At 27.5% G+C, this 19,989-nt stretch carries 19 protein-coding genes; 2 read left to right on the forward strand and 17 right to left on the reverse strand.

Features of this window, described 5'->3' with window-relative positions; translation table 11 throughout:
* Positions 1-102 precede the first annotated feature (102 nt).
* From hemW to gpr, 6 genes are all read right to left on the reverse strand, one after another.
* Positions 103-1,236 carry a radical SAM family heme chaperone HemW gene (gene hemW / locus AC4FRL_RS06205; RefSeq protein ID WP_491139334.1) on the reverse strand — a complete coding sequence of 378 codons (1,134 nt, stop codon included), beginning with the start codon at positions 1,234-1,236 and terminating at the stop codon, positions 103-105.
* Positions 1,237-1,366: 130 nt separating this feature from the next.
* Positions 1,367-1,636 carry a hypothetical protein gene (locus tag AC4FRL_RS06210; RefSeq protein ID WP_491139335.1) on the reverse strand — a complete coding sequence of 90 codons (270 nt, stop codon included), beginning with the start codon at positions 1,634-1,636 and terminating at the stop codon, positions 1,367-1,369.
* A 197-nt stretch (positions 1,637-1,833) separates the two neighbouring features.
* On the reverse strand, positions 1,834-3,636 hold the full coding sequence (lepA, locus tag AC4FRL_RS06215) for a translation elongation factor 4 (RefSeq protein WP_491139336.1): 1,803 nt from the start codon (positions 3,634-3,636) through the stop codon (positions 1,834-1,836).
* Positions 3,637-3,756: 120 nt separating this feature from the next.
* A complete protein-coding gene (locus AC4FRL_RS06220) occupies positions 3,757-4,119 on the reverse strand; it encodes a sporulation-related protein NgaS (RefSeq protein WP_491139337.1) in 363 nt (120 codons plus the stop codon).
* Between the two features lie 59 nt (positions 4,120-4,178).
* Positions 4,179-5,258 carry a stage II sporulation protein P gene (locus AC4FRL_RS06225; RefSeq protein ID WP_491139338.1) on the reverse strand — a complete coding sequence of 360 codons (1,080 nt, stop codon included), beginning with the start codon at positions 5,256-5,258 and terminating at the stop codon, positions 4,179-4,181.
* Between the two features lie 108 nt (positions 5,259-5,366).
* Entirely contained in the window at positions 5,367-6,344 is a 978-nt protein-coding gene (gene gpr, locus AC4FRL_RS06230) for a GPR endopeptidase (protein ID WP_491139339.1), read from the reverse strand.
* A 195-nt stretch (positions 6,345-6,539) separates the two neighbouring features.
* Between gpr and rpsT the strand changes: the two genes are divergently transcribed.
* On the forward strand, positions 6,540-6,803 hold the full coding sequence (gene rpsT, locus AC4FRL_RS06235; RefSeq protein WP_491139340.1) for a 30S ribosomal protein S20: 264 nt from the start codon (positions 6,540-6,542) through the stop codon (positions 6,801-6,803).
* Positions 6,804-6,898: 95 nt separating this feature from the next.
* Here rpsT and holA read toward each other — a convergent pair whose 3' ends face one another.
* The 10 genes from holA to deoC form a co-directional block, all read right to left on the reverse strand.
* Positions 6,899-7,945, reverse strand: coding sequence for a DNA polymerase III subunit delta (gene holA / locus AC4FRL_RS06240; RefSeq protein WP_491139341.1), 1,047 nt, complete (start codon positions 7,943-7,945; stop codon positions 6,899-6,901).
* A gap of 43 nt (positions 7,946-7,988) precedes the next feature.
* A complete protein-coding gene (locus tag AC4FRL_RS06245) occupies positions 7,989-9,644 on the reverse strand; it encodes a ComEC/Rec2 family competence protein (RefSeq protein WP_491139342.1) in 1,656 nt (551 codons plus the stop codon).
* A 65-nt stretch (positions 9,645-9,709) separates the two neighbouring features.
* Positions 9,710-10,075 (reverse strand): stage V sporulation protein AE, encoded by a 366-nt coding sequence (spoVAE, locus tag AC4FRL_RS06250; protein ID WP_491139343.1) that lies wholly within the window; start codon positions 10,073-10,075, stop codon positions 9,710-9,712.
* 35 nt (positions 10,076-10,110) lie between these two features.
* Positions 10,111-11,127, reverse strand: a complete 1,017-nt coding sequence (spoVAD, locus tag AC4FRL_RS06255) for a stage V sporulation protein AD (protein WP_491139344.1) — start codon at positions 11,125-11,127, stop codon at positions 10,111-10,113.
* Between the two features lie 6 nt (positions 11,128-11,133).
* A complete protein-coding gene (gene spoVAC, locus AC4FRL_RS06260) occupies positions 11,134-11,601 on the reverse strand; it encodes a stage V sporulation protein AC (protein WP_491139530.1) in 468 nt (155 codons plus the stop codon).
* A gap of 135 nt (positions 11,602-11,736) precedes the next feature.
* Complete coding sequence (gene sigF / locus AC4FRL_RS06265) at positions 11,737-12,492, reverse strand: RNA polymerase sporulation sigma factor SigF (RefSeq protein WP_491139345.1); 756 nt, start codon at positions 12,490-12,492, stop codon at positions 11,737-11,739.
* An 18-nt stretch (positions 12,493-12,510) separates the two neighbouring features.
* The gene (spoIIAB, locus tag AC4FRL_RS06270; protein WP_491139346.1) at positions 12,511-12,933 is read right to left on the reverse strand and encodes an anti-sigma F factor; all 423 of its coding nucleotides are present in this window, start codon (positions 12,931-12,933) and stop codon (positions 12,511-12,513) included.
* A 13-nt stretch (positions 12,934-12,946) separates the two neighbouring features.
* Positions 12,947-13,282 (reverse strand): anti-sigma F factor antagonist, encoded by a 336-nt coding sequence (gene spoIIAA / locus AC4FRL_RS06275; protein WP_491139347.1) that lies wholly within the window; start codon positions 13,280-13,282, stop codon positions 12,947-12,949.
* Positions 13,283-13,436: 154 nt separating this feature from the next.
* On the reverse strand, positions 13,437-15,719 hold the full coding sequence (locus tag AC4FRL_RS06280) for an AAA family ATPase (protein ID WP_491139348.1): 2,283 nt from the start codon (positions 15,717-15,719) through the stop codon (positions 13,437-13,439).
* A gap of 180 nt (positions 15,720-15,899) precedes the next feature.
* A complete protein-coding gene (gene deoC, locus AC4FRL_RS06285) occupies positions 15,900-16,574 on the reverse strand; it encodes a deoxyribose-phosphate aldolase (RefSeq protein ID WP_491139349.1) in 675 nt (224 codons plus the stop codon).
* A gap of 257 nt (positions 16,575-16,831) precedes the next feature.
* On the opposite strand from deoC, the gene AC4FRL_RS06290 reads away from it, so the two are divergent.
* The gene (locus AC4FRL_RS06290; protein WP_491139350.1) at positions 16,832-17,239 is read left to right on the forward strand and encodes a hypothetical protein; all 408 of its coding nucleotides are present in this window, start codon (positions 16,832-16,834) and stop codon (positions 17,237-17,239) included.
* A gap of 33 nt (positions 17,240-17,272) precedes the next feature.
* Here AC4FRL_RS06290 and AC4FRL_RS06295 read toward each other — a convergent pair whose 3' ends face one another.
* Positions 17,273-19,822, reverse strand: a complete 2,550-nt coding sequence (locus AC4FRL_RS06295; RefSeq protein ID WP_491139351.1) for a calcium-translocating P-type ATPase, PMCA-type — start codon at positions 19,820-19,822, stop codon at positions 17,273-17,275.
* Between the last annotated feature and the right edge of the window lie 167 nt (positions 19,823-19,989).

Here is a 19,989-nt window from a genome sequence, read left to right on the forward strand (position 1 = left end):
TTTATCATTTTAAACCAAATTTTTGATTTTTATAATGTTTATTCTACTCTTTCTTCTATTTTCTTTTATTTTCTTTAAGTTACATATAAATTCACTTTATGTTTATAAAAGAAATTCAGCCATTATAATATTAGATACTTCAATACCCTTTTCACTTAAATAAAGCCTTCCATTCTCCCTTATTAAAAGCCCTCTATTTATATACTTATTTATTATTTCACCATATACTAAATTTATATTCATTTTAAATCGTTCTTCAAATTCTTTTTCTTCAATTCCTTTAATCTTTCTAAGGCCCATAAACATAAATTCTTCCATATTATCCTTTAAAGAATTGTTTATTATTTCTTCAATAGCTTCTCCCTTTTCATTTATTGAATTTATATAATTTTCTATATTACTTATATTCTTAATTCTTTTTCCATTAATATAAGAAGCTGAAGATGAACCTAATCCTATCCAATTTTTCATGTCCCAATAAGCTAAATTATGTCTACACTCCATTCCCTTTTTAGAGTAATTAGAAATCTCGTATTGATTAAACCCCTTGCTTTTTAAATAACTTTTACAAAAATCATACATCTCTCTTTCTTCTTCTTCACTAGGTAAATTTAATTTATCCCTTTCATATAAGGTATAAAAAGCTGTTCCTTCTTCAATTATTAAGCTATAAGCTGAAATATGTGTAGGATTTAAAGATACTACTTCCTTTAAAGTTTCCTTAAAATCTTCCACACTTTGATTAGGTAATCCAAACATTAAATCTACATTTATATTTTCAAAGCCAGCCTCTCTAGCTTTTAAAAAGTTTTCCTTAAAACTATCATAATTATGTATTCTACCAATCTTTCTTAATAAATTATCTTGCTTAGCTTGAAGTCCCATACTTATTCTATTTACTCCATATTTTTTCATAACTTTAAGCTTCTCATAAGTCAAATTGCCAGGATTACATTCTATGGTATATTCAACATCATAAACTATATTTAATTCTTTAATACTTTTTAAAACCTCTTCTAATTCATCACAATTTAAAACACTAGGAGTTCCACCTCCTATAAATATAGTTTCAATCTCAAAATTTTTATTTTTCTCTTTAAAAATTTTTATTTCCTTTTTTAATGCTTCTATATAATCTTTTCTTAAATAATCCTTTCCAGAAAAGGATGGAAAATCACAATAAAAACACTTTTGAGCACAAAAAGGTATATGTATATATAAAGAAATTTGTTCCATATCTTATTTCCTCCAAAATTCATTTAGACTAAAAAGTCTTTCTTATATATTATAATAAAAAAAGTCATGAGTGAATAAACTCACAACTTTTACTTTGTTTCTTAAAATTTAAATACTTAAAATAGTTATTTTAAATTTCTCTTAAATTTATATTTATAGCATTATGAATTAATGTATCTCTTTGAACCTCTATAATTGAAGTATTTATTTCTTCTCCTTCTAAATAAACATTTATATTGCTATGTTCTCCATACTTAGCTAAAAATTTATCTAAGTCTGAAATTTTAAGACTTATACAAATATTCTCTCCATTTTTTCTATTTATAACACCAGTTGCTCTTCCATTATTTCTAAATTTCCTATTCTTTATTTTAGGATCTCTTTTTTCAGCCTTTATCATAAAAACTCAACTCCTCTACATAAGTTTTATTAATTTACTATAAATATATGGAGTATCTTTCCTTTTAATGACTAAATAAAATATATTTTAAATATAAATTTTTTCCTAAAATTTCTTATATACTATGATTTTTAAATAAACTTACAATAAAAAAAGCAAGAGTAAATAAATTTCATTTACTCTTGCTTAATAGATAATTAATCAACCTTTAATACTGACATAAATGCCTCTTGAGGAACTTCAACTGTTCCTAATTGTCTCATTCTCTTCTTACCTTCTTTTTGTTTTTCAAGAAGTTTTTTCTTTCTTGAGATATCTCCACCATAACACTTAGCTAATACGTCTTTTCTCATAGCCTTAACAGTTTCTCTTGCTATAATCTTTGAACCTACTGCTGCTTGAATTGGTACTTCAAACATGTGTCTTGGAATTATCTCCTTAAGCTTTTCTGCAATAGCTCTACCTCTATGATAAGCCTTAACTTCTGGAACTATCATAGATAAAGCATCTACATTATCTCCATTTAATAGAATATCTAACTTAACAAGCTTTGATTGTTCATAACCCTTTAATTCATAATCTAATGAAGCATATCCTCTTGTCTTTGATTTAAGAGTATCAAAGAAGTCATAAACTATTTCATTTAGTGGAATTTCATAGTGTATAACAACTCTTGTTTCTTCAAGATATTGCATATCTATAAATTTACCTCTTCTATCTTGGCATAATTCCATTACCGCACCAGTGTAATCTGTTGGAGTTATTATGGAAGCTTTAACAACTGGTTCTTCCATATATGCAATTTCTGTCATTGGTGGAAGATTTGTTGGATTTGTTAAATCAAAAGTCTCTCCATTTGTTTTAGTTACTTTATATATAACTGATGGTGCTGTTGTAATTATGTCTAAGTTAAATTCCCTTTCAACTCTTTCTTGGATTATTTCCATATGTAATAATCCTAAGAATCCACATCTAAATCCAAAGCCTAAAGCTACTGATGTTTCAGGTTCAAAAGATAAGGCAGCATCATTTATTTGAAGTTTTTCTAAAGCTTCTTTTAGCTCCTCATATTTTGCTCCATCAACTGGGTATATACCTGAATAAACCATTGGAATTGCTGGTTTATATCCTGGTAAAGCTTCTGCTGTTGGTCTAGCTGCTTCAGTTATTGTATCACCAACTCTAGCATCTCTAACATTTTTTATTGAAGCTGTTATATATCCAACTTCTCCTGCACTTAATCCTTCTTTTAGGGGCATTAAGGCAGGTGTAAACACTCCTGTTTCAACAACCTCATAAACCTTATCTGTTGACATTAATTTAATTTTTGTTCCTGGTTTAACTTTACCATCTTTAACTCTTATATGACATACAACACCTTTATAACTATCATAATATGAGTCAAATATTAAAGCTTTAAGAGGTGCATTTTCATCTCCTTCTGGTGCAGGAATTTTTTCAACGATTTCTTCTAAAACATCTTCTATATTTAATCCTGTTTTAGCTGATACTAAAGGTGCATCTTCCGCCTCTATTCCTATTACATCCTCTATTTCCTGCTTTATTTCATCTGGTCTAGCACTTGCTAAATCAACCTTATTTATAACAGGTACTATTTCTAAATCATTATCTAAAGCTAGATAACAATTTGCTAAAGTTTGAGCTTGTATTCCTTGTGTAGCATCTACTACTAAAATAGCACCTTCACAAGCTGCTAAACTTCTTGAAACTTCATATGTAAAGTCTACATGACCTGGAGTATCTATAAGATTTAATATATATTCTTCGCCGTTCTCTCTCTTATAGATAAGTCTTGCTGCTTGAGACTTTATTGTTATTCCTCTTTCTTTTTCAAGCTCCATAGTATCTAGTACTTGCTGTTCCATTTCTCTTTGAGTTAATGTTCCAGTTTTCTCTAAAAGCCTATCCGCTAATGTTGATTTACCATGATCTATATGAGCTACGATTGAAAAGTTTCTTATATACTTTTTTTTATCCATATCTAAACCTGCTCTCTAAACTATTTAAAAAGTTTTTGAACAGTTTTCACCCCCACATTGTAGAATAAGTCAAGTTACATTATATCACAAAGCTAAGGGAAACTGTCAATATTCTTTAAATTACATTGTTACATACCTTCCTATAAACTCATTTACATTTAAAATTAAGGTATTTATTAAATTAAAGGTACCAATTAAAATATTACCAAACAAACTTTTATTTAAATTTAAAGTATGTTCTTTAAAAACCAAATAAAACTCATCTTTGTTTTCATATATTTTTACTGGACTATTATCTTCACTAAATATTGTTAAATCCATTCCTGTTTCTTCTTTTATTTTTTCATAATCTACCTTTTCACTTAACTCATAATCTTTATTATTAAAAGCCTCTGTGTTTTCAATATTAATTCCTATAACTCCCCATAATATTATTGATGTGAAGAGGATAAAAAGAGTAGAATAAATGATAAATTTCTTCAAAACAAAACACCCCCATAGAACTACTATCTATAAGGATGTTCAAAATTCTTTTATTTTATTCACTTTTTCCTATTTAATTCCTCTGCTATTAATCTAGCTATATATTTTGCTGTAGCCTGTGCTTCCTTAGAGGTATTAACCTCTGCACCAACTTCAATAAGCATAGAATTCTTACTAAAGTCTTGATTAAAGGCATTTCTTCCCCTATCATACTTATAGGTTTCCTGCATTCTTAAAATATTTGGGAAAAGTTCATTAGCTTTATTAATAAATCTATAAGCTAAAGCTTCAGCTTCATTAAAATATTGATTATTTTTAGTTGTAACAAACATAATTTTTGCTAAGTTTTCTCCATTTATATTAGCAGTTAAATTCTTTTTATTACGTTCTCCAACAGAATCTCTATGAATATCTATTATTAACTTAAAATCAGGATATTCACTAGTATATTTTTTCACAGTTTCTCTTGATTTATTATAAGACTGTTCATAAGAAACTGAATGGTTTGTTTTATCATGTATAACTGATATTCCATAATTCTCCTGTAATTCTTTTGCAACTAAAGTTCCTACTCCAACTACATTATTTTCTTCATTATTTGAAGTTCTTTCTTCACTATATCCTTCTGAATTATGAGTATGATATATAAGTACTTCTGGCTTAGATTGGTCTAACTCCTTCTTTAAAGTTGGGTCATAAACTTCATTATTTTTACTTGCCTCTAATTGATTTTTATTAATTTCTTCATTAGAAACTATATCTATACTTTCTTTATTTAAATCAAATGAATCTACTTTCTCACCTAATGAATAATCAAGCTTATCAATTGAAGCAATTTTTTCTACTGCATCAAAATATGGAACTTCTTTCATAACAATTTCCATAGGCTCTATTGGTTTTATATTTAAAGTTTCTAAAGCTAAACTCTGTAATGTAATATTGCTTTCTAAATAAGCATTTTCATCATAATATGTTCCCTTTGCAACAGGCATTCCTGCATTTAAAAGTTGTATATATGATAAATTTTCTCTCATATCTTTACTTGCTGCAATTTTCATAAATCTAAACATAAATAATATAAGTAAAGATAAGAGAATAATCATCCCTATAGGTATCTCTCTCTTATTAATACCTCTCACATTATCCCCTCCCTCATATTTTCATTTATATGAGGGTATATTAATTATTATGTTACTCTATTTATATTTTTCTCATATTAATTTTTAAATTGCTTTTTACAAAAAGCTTTAATTTAAGAATTTATTTATGTCCTCTAAAATCATATTAGGTTGTAATGAAATATTTATACCATTTGCTATAATCTTTGAAACAGATTCTATTATGTCATCTATTTCCTTTGGTGTAACCATTAAATCACCTACATAAGGATTTAAAAGAGTTTTTATAAGAACTCCCTTTTCATTTTTATCTATTTTATTTAGTAAATCATAAAACTCTTTTCCATTTTCAGCTTGATTTATCATTTCATCTAAAACCAAATCCATAGCATCATTTGCAATAGTAGCTGCATCTACAACAGTAGGAACTCCTATAGCAATTACAGGTATTCCTAAATTTTCTTCATTTATTTTCATCCTATGATTTCCAACTCCAGCTCCTGGTGATATTCCAGTATTGCTTATTTGAATTGTTCTAGCAACTCTTTCAAGTTTTCTTGAAGCTAAAGCATCTATACAAATTACCAAATCTGGCTTTATTCTCTCTACTAAAGATTTTATAATTTCTCCTGTTTCAATTCCAGTTATCCCCAAGACCCCTGGTGCTATAGCACAAACTGGTCTTACAGAATCATCTATAATATCTGGCATAACTTTTCTTAAATGCCTAGTTACCATCAATTTACCTACAACCTTAGGCCCAATAGCATCTGGTGTAACATTCCAGTTTCCTAACCCTACTACTAAGGCTGTTCTTTCTTCTGAAAGTTTAATAAGTTCTTCTAAAGATGAGGCAACTACATGAGATACTTGGTCCATAATACCTCCATCATAATGAGTATATTCAGGAATATCTATAGTAACATATCTACCTATAGGTTTTCCCATTGCCTTAGCACCTTCTTCATTTAATATATCAACATTTGTTATTTTTATATCATCTTCTACTGTTTTTTCTTCAAAAACAACACCTTCAATATCTCTGTTATATCTATGCTTATAAATCTCCCTGCTTTCAATGGCTAAATCCGTTCTTACATTGTACATTTTTCCACCTCTTTTTAATTTAAATTTATATATTATATATAATATCCGTAAAAATGATAATTATGTCGATAAAGAAGAAAAAAGACTTGAACTTATATATTTATGATGTTATAATTACCTTTGTTAATAATGAACTCGTACGCAGATTCCCCAAAACTGCAGATACGCTATAAAAGTTGAAGGGGGTGAACTAGAATGGCAAATATTAAATCAGCAAAGAAAAGAATAAAAGTTACTGAAAAGAAAACTTTAAGAAATAAGATGATTAAGTCAGCTCTTAAAACTGCTATAAAGAAGTTTGAAGTAGCTGTTGAAGCTAAGAACAAAGCAGAAGCTGCAACTTTATACGTTGAAGCTGCTAGAGCTTTAGATATGTCTGCTTCTAAAGGAGTAGTTCATAAAAACATGGCTGCTAGAAAGAAATCAAGATTAGCTGCTAAGTTAAACGCTATGGCTTAATTATATGGGTGTTAGAATTTCTAACACCATTTTCTTTTATTAGAAGTATTTCTAAAAGAAAAAAATCCAGATTAGATTTTCTAATCTGGATTTTTTTATATTACAGTACTCACAATCATAAGTTCAAGTTCAGTTTTTTTATTTAAATTAGAATTGCTTTTAAGCTTTTTCTCAGTATATAAACAAAGTTTAATACATTTATTAAGTTGAGCAGTAGAGAATTTCTTGCTTTGATTTACAAACTTCTCTATAACAAAATCAGGTAAATTAGTCTTACTATTTTCTAAAAAGTCCTTTTTTATCTCATGTAAGTTATATTTTTCAGAAAGTCTAACCTTTACTCTATGTAATTTTTGAAATTGTTCTCTTATTTGACTTAATATAAATATAGGGTCTTGCCCTCTTCCTACAAGTTCATCCATTAAATCTATTGCTTGTTTTGCTCTTTTTATTGATATTAATTCAACTAAATCAAAAATATCATCTTCATATCTAGGAGGAAGTAACAATTCTATATCTTTTCTAGTTATTTTTCTATCCCCTACATAATTTACAATTTTATCAACTTCTCTTTCTATGACATCAAAATTATTTTCTACAGAATCACAAAAATATTTTAATTCTATTTTTCCTATATCCTTATTATACTTTTGAAAAATCTTACTTACTTTCTGCTGAAGCTTTACTCCCTTTAATTTTTCCACAGAAACTATGCAACAACTTTTTTCAAGTTTTTTTAGTTTACTTAATCTACTTACCCTATCTCTTTTATCTTTTAAGGTTGTATAAGCTATTAAAACACAATGCTTTGGTGTATTTTCAAAATACTCTACACATTGTTTATATAGTTTTTCAGTTTCCTTATCCTGTTTGTCTCTAAATATATTAGTTCTACTTAAAACAACTACTTTTCTTTCGCTAATAAAAGGCAAAGTTTCACAAGCATTCATAAATTCATCAAAAGTAAAATTATTTCCATCTAACTTAATTAAATTTAACTCTTTAAAGTTTTCATCTAAGACACTATTAATTATATTATCAATTCCCTCTTTAATTAAAAGTTCATCTAATCCTACTAGTATATAACTATTTTCTATCTTTCCCTTTTTTAAATTTTCATATAAACCTTCTAAATCTATCATTAAAATATCAACCTTTCAAATCCCAGATACTTATTTACATAAGTTAAAGTATATACGCACTTTTCCTTTGAATCAAATCAATTATATCATAATCCCTATTCTCTGGCATTAAAGTTACACTTTTAAAACCCTCCTCTATAGCTAAAGAATATTTAGTAGAAATTTTAAAAGACAAATCTTCCTTAATATAAAAAACATCATTTATATAATTATCTTTCATTATTAATTTTTTAAAATAATCACTATTATTATTTACTAAAGCAACTTTCTTAAATCCTGACTCTATTATAATAGCTTTATTCCATTTATTTTCTATGTATTTAATTTTAGAACCTAAGACATATAAATTTAAAATTAAAATAGGACATACTAAATAAACTCCTAACTTAAACTTCTTAAACCCTTTAAAACTCATATAAATACATAAAAACATTGTCATGTATGCAAAAGCAAAAATAGGAGAAGCATAAGGGGTAACCCAAGAAAATTTATTTAAAAATATCAAAATCCCCCTAAATACTAAAAATATAACGTTTATTAAAAAAACTATAAAACCTATGAAATTTCCACCAATTAAAATTGAAAACAACAATATTTGTAGTAAAATTACTATTATTGGTGTTATAAAAAATGTAGATATCAAAAAGTTTATTGAAAATTTTCCAAAACATATAATCAAAATAGGATATATAAAAGCTTGTGCAGATAATGATAAACTTAAATATTCGTTTAATCTTTTAGGTAAAATATAAAATGCTTTTAATAAAACATTATAAAATAATATTATTCCTAAAGTTCCTAAAAAAGACAATAAAAAGCCCAAAGAAAATAAATTATATGGTTTATATATTAATAAAATAACAGCACTTAAGGATATAGCACTTAAGGAGTCATAATTTTTAAAAAATCTTTTTGAAGCTTTTAAAATAGTTATCATAATTAAGGCTCTAATTGATGAACTAGAAGCTCCAACTAACAAAACGTATATTGAGCAGATAATTAAAGATAAACTCAAAGAAAACTTTTTATATATTAAAGAAAATAAAAGAGAAATATGAAAACCTGATATACAAATTAAATGAATTACTCCCATATCACTTAAATAATCTCTTTGTTGGTAACTTAAATTTTCTTTATCTCCCCATAATATAGAATTTAAAAGTGCACTTTCAGAAGGAGAAAATTCTTTATTTAAATTTTCATAATAATTTTTAGGTATATTTTTTATTTTATATACTAAGTCTTTTTCTTTTTTGATTACATCTTTTAAAAAAACCTTTCCTACAATTCCTTTCTCTAAATCTTTCTCTTTCTTAAACTTTAAAATCCCATAAATTTTCTCTCCATAATTTAACTCATGTCCACTTTCATTTTTTATTGAAACTATTCTGCCATCTATTTTCCCTAAAATTTTCTCCTCCTTAACTTCAGTTATTCTTATTTTTTCAATTTCATTATTTTCAAAACTTGGATTGTAATAAATATTACAACTTAAAATTGAAATTAAAAAAAATATAATAGCTATATAAAAATTATCTAAATCTAATAAGATATAAGAAAAAACAATTAAAGGTACAAGCAAAATAGCTGTACCTATAAAATTTAAAGTACTAAAATAATAAGTTATTACACCTATTATTGTAAATATACAAATTAATCCTAAGGGTCTATTTATTAAAATCTTTTCAAATTTTCTCATGAAAAAATCTCCTTAAAAATTCTTCTTTTTTAATTATTGACCCCCTAAGAAAAATTTAATCTTATCTATTTAGTTTTAGGATTAAATAGTAAAGCCATTATATAACCAAAAAATATTGCTGCTGTTATACCACCAGAAGCTCCTTTTAATCCTCCTGTAAATGCGCCTATAAGCCCTTCTTTTGCAACTTCCTTCAAAGTAGATTTAGCTAAAGCATAACCAAAACCTGGCAATGGAACTGTTGCTCCTGCCCCACCTATACTAACTAACTTTTCATATATTCCTAAAGCACCAAGTATTGTTCCTATAGACACAAAAGCTACTAATATTTTAGCTGGAGTAAGTTTTGTTTTATCAATTAAAATTTGTCCTATTACACATATTATTCCTCCTACTAAAAAAGCATTTATATATTCTTGCAAAATCATCATCTCCCTAATTATTTAAGTAATAAAAATTTATATATCTAAATATTTTCTATAGCTACAGCATGAGCTATTCCTGGGATACTTTCTCCTTGCAAAGAAGATGTAGAACTTAAAAGTGCACCAGTAGATACTAATAAAACTCTTTTAAAATTTTTTTCTTTTAAAGCCTTATAAAGATAGCCACAAGCTACTACAGCAGAGCATCCACATCCACTACCTCCTGCAAAGGTTCCTTGTTTTTCACAATCAAAAATTTCTTCACCACAATCTATATAAACCTTGCTAATATCATAGTTATATTCCTTTAATAATTCCTCTGCTAACTTTTTCCCTACAGAACCTAAATCTCCTGTAGCTATAACATCATAATCCTCTGGTTTTCTTCCTGTATCAATAAAATGTTTATATATAGTATCTACAGCTGCTGGTGCCATAGCCGCTCCCATATTATCAGCATCTTTAATTCCATAATCCTTAACAATTCCTGTAGTTATGTATGTTATATATGGATAATCTCCCTCTCTTCCTAAAAGCATTGCACCAGACCCTGTTACTGTCCATTGTGAATACTCCTTTCTTTGGGAACCATATTCTAGAGGAAATCTAAACTGCCTTTCAGCAGAACTAAAATGAGAAGAGGTTGAAGCTATTGTATAATTTGCAAAGCCTCCATCTATGGTCATAGCTGCTAAGCTTAAGGATTCAGCCATTGTTGAACATGCTCCATAAACACCAAAGAAAGGAATTTTAAATTCTCTTGCAACAAAATTTGTAGATGTTAATTGGTTTAATAAATCTCCACTAAAAAGATAATCTATATCATTATCCTTAAGATTTTTGCTTTTCAAAACTTCCTCTATAGCATTTATCATTAAGCTACTTTCTGCCTTCTCAAAACTTTCGCAGCCATTACAATCATCTTCTAGTATCTTATCAAAATAATTTTTTAAAGGTCCCTGCCCTTCTCTAGGACCTACTATACTATAAGTTGATAATATTCTAGGCTTACTCTTTAAAAATACAGTTTGAGAACCTACCTTCTTTACATTACTCATATTTATTTACCTCACTACTCCAAAATGCAATAAAAAATAATAAATAATTCCAACTATAACAGATGTTCCAGTTCCATAGACTAAAACAGGTCCTGCAATAGTAAACATCTTTGCTCCAACACCCATAACAAACCCTTCTTTTTTAAATTCTATAGCTGGTGATACTATTGCATTTGCAAACCCAGTTATAGGTACAATAGTTCCAGCTCCAGCCTTAGCAGCTATTTTATCATATAGACCAAGTCCTGTTAAAAGAGCTCCTAAAAAAATCATAGTCATAGGAGTTAAGGTGCTTACCTGTTCTTCACTAAAGCCATAATATAAAAAACTATTTCTAATAAATTGTCCAACAACACAAATTATTCCACCTACTATAAAAGCCATAATACAATTTCTTAAAAGCTTAGGTTTTGGTCTTATTTCTTCTTCAAGCTTCTTAAATTTACTTTGTATTTTCTTGTCATTTTTATAAATAGCCATATTAATCATCCTTTTCTACTTGAATATATCTATATTATTTGTTCTTATGCTTAATCTATACAAAAAAATAAGTCTTATTTCATATGATTAAACACACAAAATAAGACTTCTTAAAAATTTCATTTATAATCAATCCTCTTCTAATTTTTCCTTCATAATTTTAAGTACCTTTTTCTCTATTCTAGAAACCTGTACTTGACTTATTCCAAGCATCTTAGCAACCTGAATTTGAGTTTTATCTTTAAAATATCTAAGCATTATAATTTGCTTTCCTTTTGAATCTAAAGAACTTATGGCTTCTTTTAAAGCTATTTTATTTACCATGTCCTCATCTTCACCTTTTTCACTAAGCTTATCAATCAACAAAACAGGAGTCCCCTCATCATGGTGAATAGTATCATATAAATATTGCATACTATTTGCAGATTCTAAAGCAACTATGACTTCTTCCTTGTCAACCCCTGAATATTCTGCTAATTCTTCTAAGGTAGGGTCTCTATTTAATTTTTTTATTAATTCCTCCTTGTTGTAATGTAGTTTTTTTGCTAAGGTTTTAGTGCTTCTACTAACCTTTATAATTCCATCATCTCTTAAAAATCTTTTTATTTCTCCTATAATCATAGGTACTGCATAAGTTGAAAATTTAACATTAAAATCATCATTAAAATTATTTATGGCCTTAACCAAACCCATTGAACCAATTTGAAATATATCTTCATAATCATATCCTCTATTTATAAATCTTTTGCATATAGAAGAAACTAAAGGAGTGTTAACCTCTATTAATTTATTCATTGCTTCCTTATTTCCTTCTTTAGCCATAATTATAAGAGTTGTATTTTTATCATAATTAAAGTTATCTTTCTCAATACTACTTATATCCATAGACTTATTATCACCTGCCTATGTATTTAATTTTTTCTTCATTATTATTTTAGTACCCTTACCCTTTTCACTATAAACTTCTAAAGAATCCATAAATGTTTCCATAACAGTAAATCCCATGCCTGACCTTTCTAACTCTGGCTTAGATGTATATAAGGGTTCTCTTGCTTCTTCTAAATTCTCTATTCCTATTCCATTATCTTCAATAGATATTATTATTTCCTCTTCACAAATAATAGACTCTATAATAACTACCTTACTTTCATCTCCCTCATACCCATGAATGATAGCATTAGTTACAGCCTCTGAAACAGCAGTTTTTATATCAGTTAGCTCCTCAATAGTTGGATCTAATTGAGCTATAAAAGCAGATACACTAACTCTTGCAAAGCCTTCATTTTCAGATTTAGCCAAAAACTCTAATCTCATTTTATTATCCATATTTAACCCTCCATTAACTCGCCTTTAGAGCTTCATCCAAATTTTCGTAATACTTTATTATCTTAAATATTCCAGATAATTCAAAAACTCTCTTTATACTTTTACTTACTGATATTATGTTAACTTCTCCTGAATGCATAGTTATCTTTTTATATCTTCCAATAATAACACCAATACCTGAACTATCCATAAAAGTTACTCCTGAAAAATCTAGTATAAGTTTTTTTATATTCTCTCTACTTATCCTATCATCAATTTTAACTCTAACTTCCTCTGCACTATGATGGTCTAATTCTCCAATTAGACTAACAACCAAAACATTACCAATCTTTTCAAAATCTAACCACATAACCTACTCTCCTTAGAGTTACACCTCCTATATAGCTTCTTTTCCATATTTTAACATATTTTAATTATTTATGTCAAATAATACTAAATTAAATTAAGCCTAAGAATTAAATTTCTTAGGCCTAAATTATTGATTTCATTCATGAAGGTATTAGTTATTTTTTTAAAACTTTAAACTTTTTAAATTCCTCTCGTACTGAATCTTCTATATTTTTAAAATCCCTATCTCCTTCTAATAAAAGAGTATATAAAGCATCTTCTATATCTTTCATCAGATATATTTTAAACTCTCCTTTTTCTATAGCTTCTTCTACTTCTCCCTTTAAAATAATTTCATCTTTATTACTTTCAGGTATTAAAACCCCTTTTCCTTTATAAGTATCTATTCTCTTACAAACATTAAAAAATCCCTCTATCTTTTCATTTACTCCACCTATTGGTTGCACTTGACCAAATTGATTTAAGGAACCAGTAACTGCTATGCTTTGGTCTACAGGTATTTTGCTTAAAGAAGAAATCATAGCAACAACTTCTGCAACAGAGGCACTATCCCCTTCAATTTGCCCATATAACTGCTCAAAGCTAAGTTGAAAATCAACTGGCAATCCTTGATAAGAATTAATAAAACTGCTTAAAAATCCTCTTAAAATACTTAAAGATTTATTATGAATTTTTCCACTTAAATCACTTTCTCTTTGTGCATCCATAATTCTTCCAACGCCTCTGCAACAAGTACAAGTTATTCTAATTGGTTTACCAAAGCTCATATAACCAAAATCTATAACTGATAAACCATTTACGCTTCCAACTATTCTATCTTTAACATTTAAAAGTATTTTATTTTCTTCATACATATCTAAATATTCTTTTTCAAACTCATTTTCTTCATTTAAAACAAGCTCTATGATATCTTTATCTATTAAATCCTTAAAAGTATTTTTAGCTTTTTCATTTGCTAGAAATAATATCTTTTCTATTTCATCAACATCCCAAAGTATTTTTTTCCTTTTTCCTGCTTTTCTTGCTAGTTGCTTTCCTATAGCATTTATACCCGAATTATCTATTTTCAACAAATCATTTTTATCTATTACTTTTTCAATTAAATTAACTAAGGACTGATTATTTTTATTTATATCTATTAAATTGGAAAACTCAGCTCTTATTTTAAATATTTTCTTAAAATCCTCATCGTTATTATATAAAATATCAAAGCTCTCAAAATCACCTATTAAAATAACAGTAACCTTAATAGGAATAGGCTCTGGGTTTAATCCATTTAAAGATAATACTTCTAAATATCCTCTATTAAAATCATAATTTATCTTTCCATGAAGTAAAGCTCTTCTTAAATAGTAATAACTATTTCCATTATTAATTAAAGAGCCTAGTCTAAGAATAATACATCCTTCATTTGCCTCAAGTAAAGAACCTGATTTTATTAATCTTACATCTGTTGAATAAACTCCATTATGATTTTCATATTCTATACTTCCTAAAAGATTATTTAAACTTGGGTCCTCTTCAAAAATGACCTTAGGTGCTTCTTGTCCTTTGCTATTTTTTATTATATTACATAAGTATCTTGAAACAATTTCATTTATTCTTTCTTCATCATCCTCAAAATTTATTGTGTAATTTTCTATTAAATTCTCCTTTAAATTATCACAAACATTTAAAAGATAATTTAAAGCATCCTTTTCATTTTTAAAAATGTCTTTTACCTTTTCTTTAATTGAAATAGATTCCTTTTCTAAATAATTTAATAAAATCTTTTTAAGCTTTTCTATTGAATCTAATTCTATAGTTTTTAATTCTTCTAATACATCCTCTGCCTCTAACTTTAATTTATCAGCTTTTCCTGAAATATTTCCTTTTTTTATTTCTTCTAAATCATCAAATTCTTCCTCTGTCATAGCTTCTCCTTCAACTAAAGGAATAAAGGCAAAACCTGAGGAAGTTGCCTTTAAATCAAAACCTTCTTCCTTTGCACGTTTTATTAAATCTCCAATGTATTCATTTCTCTTTTTTTGTATTTCACTTAAAATATCTTCCTTTTCCTTATTTATTGATGAATTATAAAAGGCATATATATTGTCATAGTAAAAATTTTTTACTTCTTCTAAACATTCTTCTAATTTCTCTCCCATGCCAGTTGATAAAAATATAATCTTAGGATTTCTAATATCTTCTAGAGTAACATAACAAATATCCTTTGGACTTTTTCTTTGTTTCATTTTTTCTTCTATATGAAGAACTATATCCTCTAATTTTTTTTTAGAAAATTCATCAATTAAATAAACATTGAATCCCTCTTTATTTATACTTAAGGCTTCATCAATTTTCTTAAATACTCCTTCATATTCTTTTCCATAAGGCCCTTTTTTAAGAGTAAAATCTTCATTATAAATTACTTCTTTTGGAGCTAACTCTCTTTTCATAAAAATCCACTCATAAAACTAATATAGTTTTAATAGAGCAACCTCCTCTTTATAAGTACTTTATTATATTAATATTCTCTAACTTTTAAATTAGCCATAAATTTTAATTTTTTATCTAGTTTTTTCTTCGACAAAAAAGCCTATAGAAAAATTCTATAGGCTTTTTTAAGTAAATATTTATTAATATGTTGAATTAGATTCTTTTCCTTCACATATAGCTATAGAAGCTGATGCTCCTATTCTATTTGCACCATTTTTTATTACAGCTTCAGCATCTTCTAAAGTTCTTACTCCACCTGATGCTTTAACACCCATTTCTTCTCCTACTGTTTCTCTCATAAGCTTAATATCCTCAGGAGTAGCACCACCTGTTGAAAATCCTGTAGAAGTTTTAACAAAATCAGCTCCTGCTTTCTTAGCTAACTCACAAGCTTTAACTTTTTCTTCATCAGTTAAAAGACAAGTTTCTATTATAACCTTTGTAAGCGCTTTCTTTCCTGCCGCATCTACAACAGCTTTTATATCCTTTTCTACATAGTCATAATCTTTATCTTTTAATCTTCCAATGTTTATAACCATGTCAACTTCTTCTGCACCTTTTTCTATAGCGTCTTTAGTTTCAAAAGCCTTAACTTCCATAGTGTTTGCTCCTAAAGGGAAACCTATTACTGTACAAACTTTTACATCGCTTCCTTTTAAAAGGTTAGCAGCTAATTCTACATTAGTAGGATTTATACAAACTGAAGCAAAATTATATTCTAAAGCTTCCTTGCAAAGCTTTTCTATTGACTCTTTAGTTGCTTCTGGTTTTAAAATAGTATGGTCTATCATTTTTGCTAATTGTTTTTTATCCATAATACTTCCTCCTAAGATAACATTTTCATTTCATATTTTATTATAGAATATAACTTTTAATAAGTCCATAATTTAAATCTTTACATTTTGTTCTTTAAATAGCATTTATGTATGTCTAATTCTTATTCTATGGCTTTTGCAAGCATATCAAAGTATTTTAATATATTAAATATTATGTTATAATACTATCTATCATATAATATGTATTTATAGTAATAATAAATGTAAATTCGTAAACTTAAAGGAGTTATATAATTATGGGTTTCAAAGAAAAACTATCTAAATATTACACTGATTCTTATCTTGAAAAATACGGCGATAGAATGGCTCAATTTCAAGGAAGCGTAATTTCTGAAAAAATCGAAGAAAAAACTATTCTTTGGATATTCCACAAATTAGTTGTTACTTTAATAGTTAAACCTGAAAGAAGCAGACAAATAATAAAATGCGTCTATAGAAAGAATCGTTGGTTTAAAAAACCTACTTTTATAAGTGTAAAAAAAGGGAATAATGTTATAGTACAAGGACTTAAATCAAACAAAGAAAATGAAAAGGAATATATAATTTTAAATAACGTTCTTAACCTAACTACTAAGCAAGACTTAGTTCCAGTTGATCATTCTCAACTTAAAAAGGCAAGACAACAACAATTTAAGCAAAGATAAAAAGCTGTATTTTAAATACAGCTTTTTTTATTTTTATCTTTTAACCTTTATAAATAAATATAAGCTATTTACAAAGAATATTATAGTTGAGAAGAATAGAACTATTAACCAATGATTAAGTCCTAAAACTGTAGTGTGGAATATCGCACTAAAGAATGGAATGTATATTATAGCAAGTAACATAATTATAGAAATAGCAACTGCCCCTACTAAATACATATTAGTAAATAATTTTATTTCAAAAATAGAATGTCTCTCTGACCTACATTCAAAAACATGTAATAATTGAGACATAACTAATGTTGCTAAAGCCATAGTTCTGCAAGTATCTAAATCCATTCCATAAAGTCCACCAATAATAAAACTTAATAAGGTACATATTCCAATTAAACATCCTCTTACTAATATTTTTTCAGTAAGTCCTCTTGCAAATATTCCTTCTTTTTTACTTCTAGGCTGTTGATTCATTATATCCTTATCAGCAGGGTCTACTCCTAAAGCTATAGCAGGAAGACCATCTGTAGCTAAATTTACAAATAAAATTTGTATAGGTAGCATAGGCGTTGGAAGATAAAATATTGTTGCTAAAAACATAGTTAAAACCTCTCCTAAATTACAAGATAATAAATATCTTATAAATTTTCTTATGTTATCATATATTATTCTTCCTTCCTCTACAGCAGATACTATAGTCTCAAAATTATCATCCATTAAAATCATAGAAGAGGCTTCCTTTGTAACATCAGTTCCTGAAATCCCCATAGCTACCCCAATATCTGCTTCTTTTATAGCAGGAGCGTCATTTACTCCATCTCCTGTCATAGCAACTATATTTCCATTTTGCTTAAAAGCCTTAACTATTCTAAGTTTATGATTAGGAGTAACTCTTGCAAATATTCTAAGTTTACTTACCTTTCTTTTTAATTCCTTATCATCTAATTTATCTAATTCTTCCCCTGTTATTATTTGGTCCTGTGATTTTGCAATATTTAAGTCTTTGCCTATGGCAAAAGCTGTATTTTTATGGTCTCCTGTTATCATTATAGGTGTTATTCCTGCTAATCTACATTTTATAACAGAATCCTTAACTTCAGGTCTTGGTGGGTCTATTATTCCTGCAATTCCTAAAAATATAAGTTCATTTTCAACACTTTCATCCTTTACTATATTATCTATTTTATATGCTCCTCCAATACACCTTAAAGCTCTATTACTCATATTTTCAACTATATTTAATATCTGTTGTTTCTTTTGAGAAGTTAATAGTTTTACTCTTCCTTCTTCATGTATATATCTACACCTATTTATAAGCTTTTCCGGTGCACCTTTTACATAACAAATCTCTCTTCCACTCTCTTTAACTATAACAGACATCATTTTTCTACTAGAATCAAAAGGTATGTCAAAGGTTCTTTTTATATTGCCTACTGTATTTTTCAAATAATCAACATCTTTAAAATATGCCTTTATTAAAGCTGTTTCTGTAGGGTCTCCATTTAAAACCTCTTCTATTTTTTTCTTTGAAAAATCATAGTTACAATCATTACAATAAACAAAGGCTTTCATTAAATTTAATGATTTAGGAAAAGGGTCTATATCTATCCTTGAATGCTTTCCGTCAACAAAAATTTCTTTTACAGTCATTTTATTTTGAGTTAAAGTTCCTGTCTTATCACTACATATAACAGATGTACAACCTAAAGTTTCAACAGCTGGCAACTTCTTAACTAAAGCATTTCTCTTTAACATTCTAGAAACTCCAAGTGCTAAAGAAACTGTTACTATGGCAGCTAATCCCTCCGGTATAGCAGCTACAGCTAAACTAACTCCTAATAAAAACATTTCTGTTAAATCATTTCCTCTTATAATGCCTAAAACTGTAACTAATGCACATATAGCTAAACATAAAACTAAAAGAATTTTGCCAAGACCATCTAATCTTTCTTTAAGAGGAGATTTTTCTTCTTCTATATCCTGTAACATATCTGCTATAGAACCCATCTTTGTACTCATTCCTATAGCTGTTACTCTAAATTTTCCTTTTCCCTTTAAAACTTTAGTTCCCATATAAATTAAAGAAGATTCCTTTGAACTTGTAGTCTTATTAACTCCAACAGATTCTCCTGTTAATAGAGATTCATCAATCATTAAATTAGTGCATTCAAAAATTTCTCCGTCTGCAGGAACTCTATCTCCTGCTTCTAATATTACAACATCACCAATGGTTAATTCATTAGCATTAATCACCTTAATATTTCCATCTCTTAAAACCTTACATGTAGGTGCTGCTAAGGATTTTAGTGCATCTAGGGATTTTTCAGTTTTAAATTCTTGCACAAAACCTAAAATTCCATTTATAACAACAATTACAAATATAGTAATAGCATCTGCTACATCTCCCATAAGGCCTGAAATAATAGTAGCTCCAATTAATACCCATATTATAAAATCGTTAAATTGTTGTAATAATATCTTTATAGCAGATACTTTTTTCTTTTCTGTTATTTCATTTAATCCAAACTTCTCTAGTCGTTCTTTAGCTTCTTTAGTTGTAAGCCCTCTAAAGAGATCCTTTTCTACCATAACTTTTTGCTCCTCCTTCTCTCCCTAGCAATCTATTGTAATATATGTTTAAAAAGCTTTATTTTAGAACTAGAAATTTTCTTATGTAACACAAGAAAAGAAGAGCACAAAGCAAATTTTCTTTAATAGAAAATTATATTAAACTATGATAAAATGAGTGTTGATAA

Source organism: Clostridium sp. TJA032, from assembly GCF_058310275.1.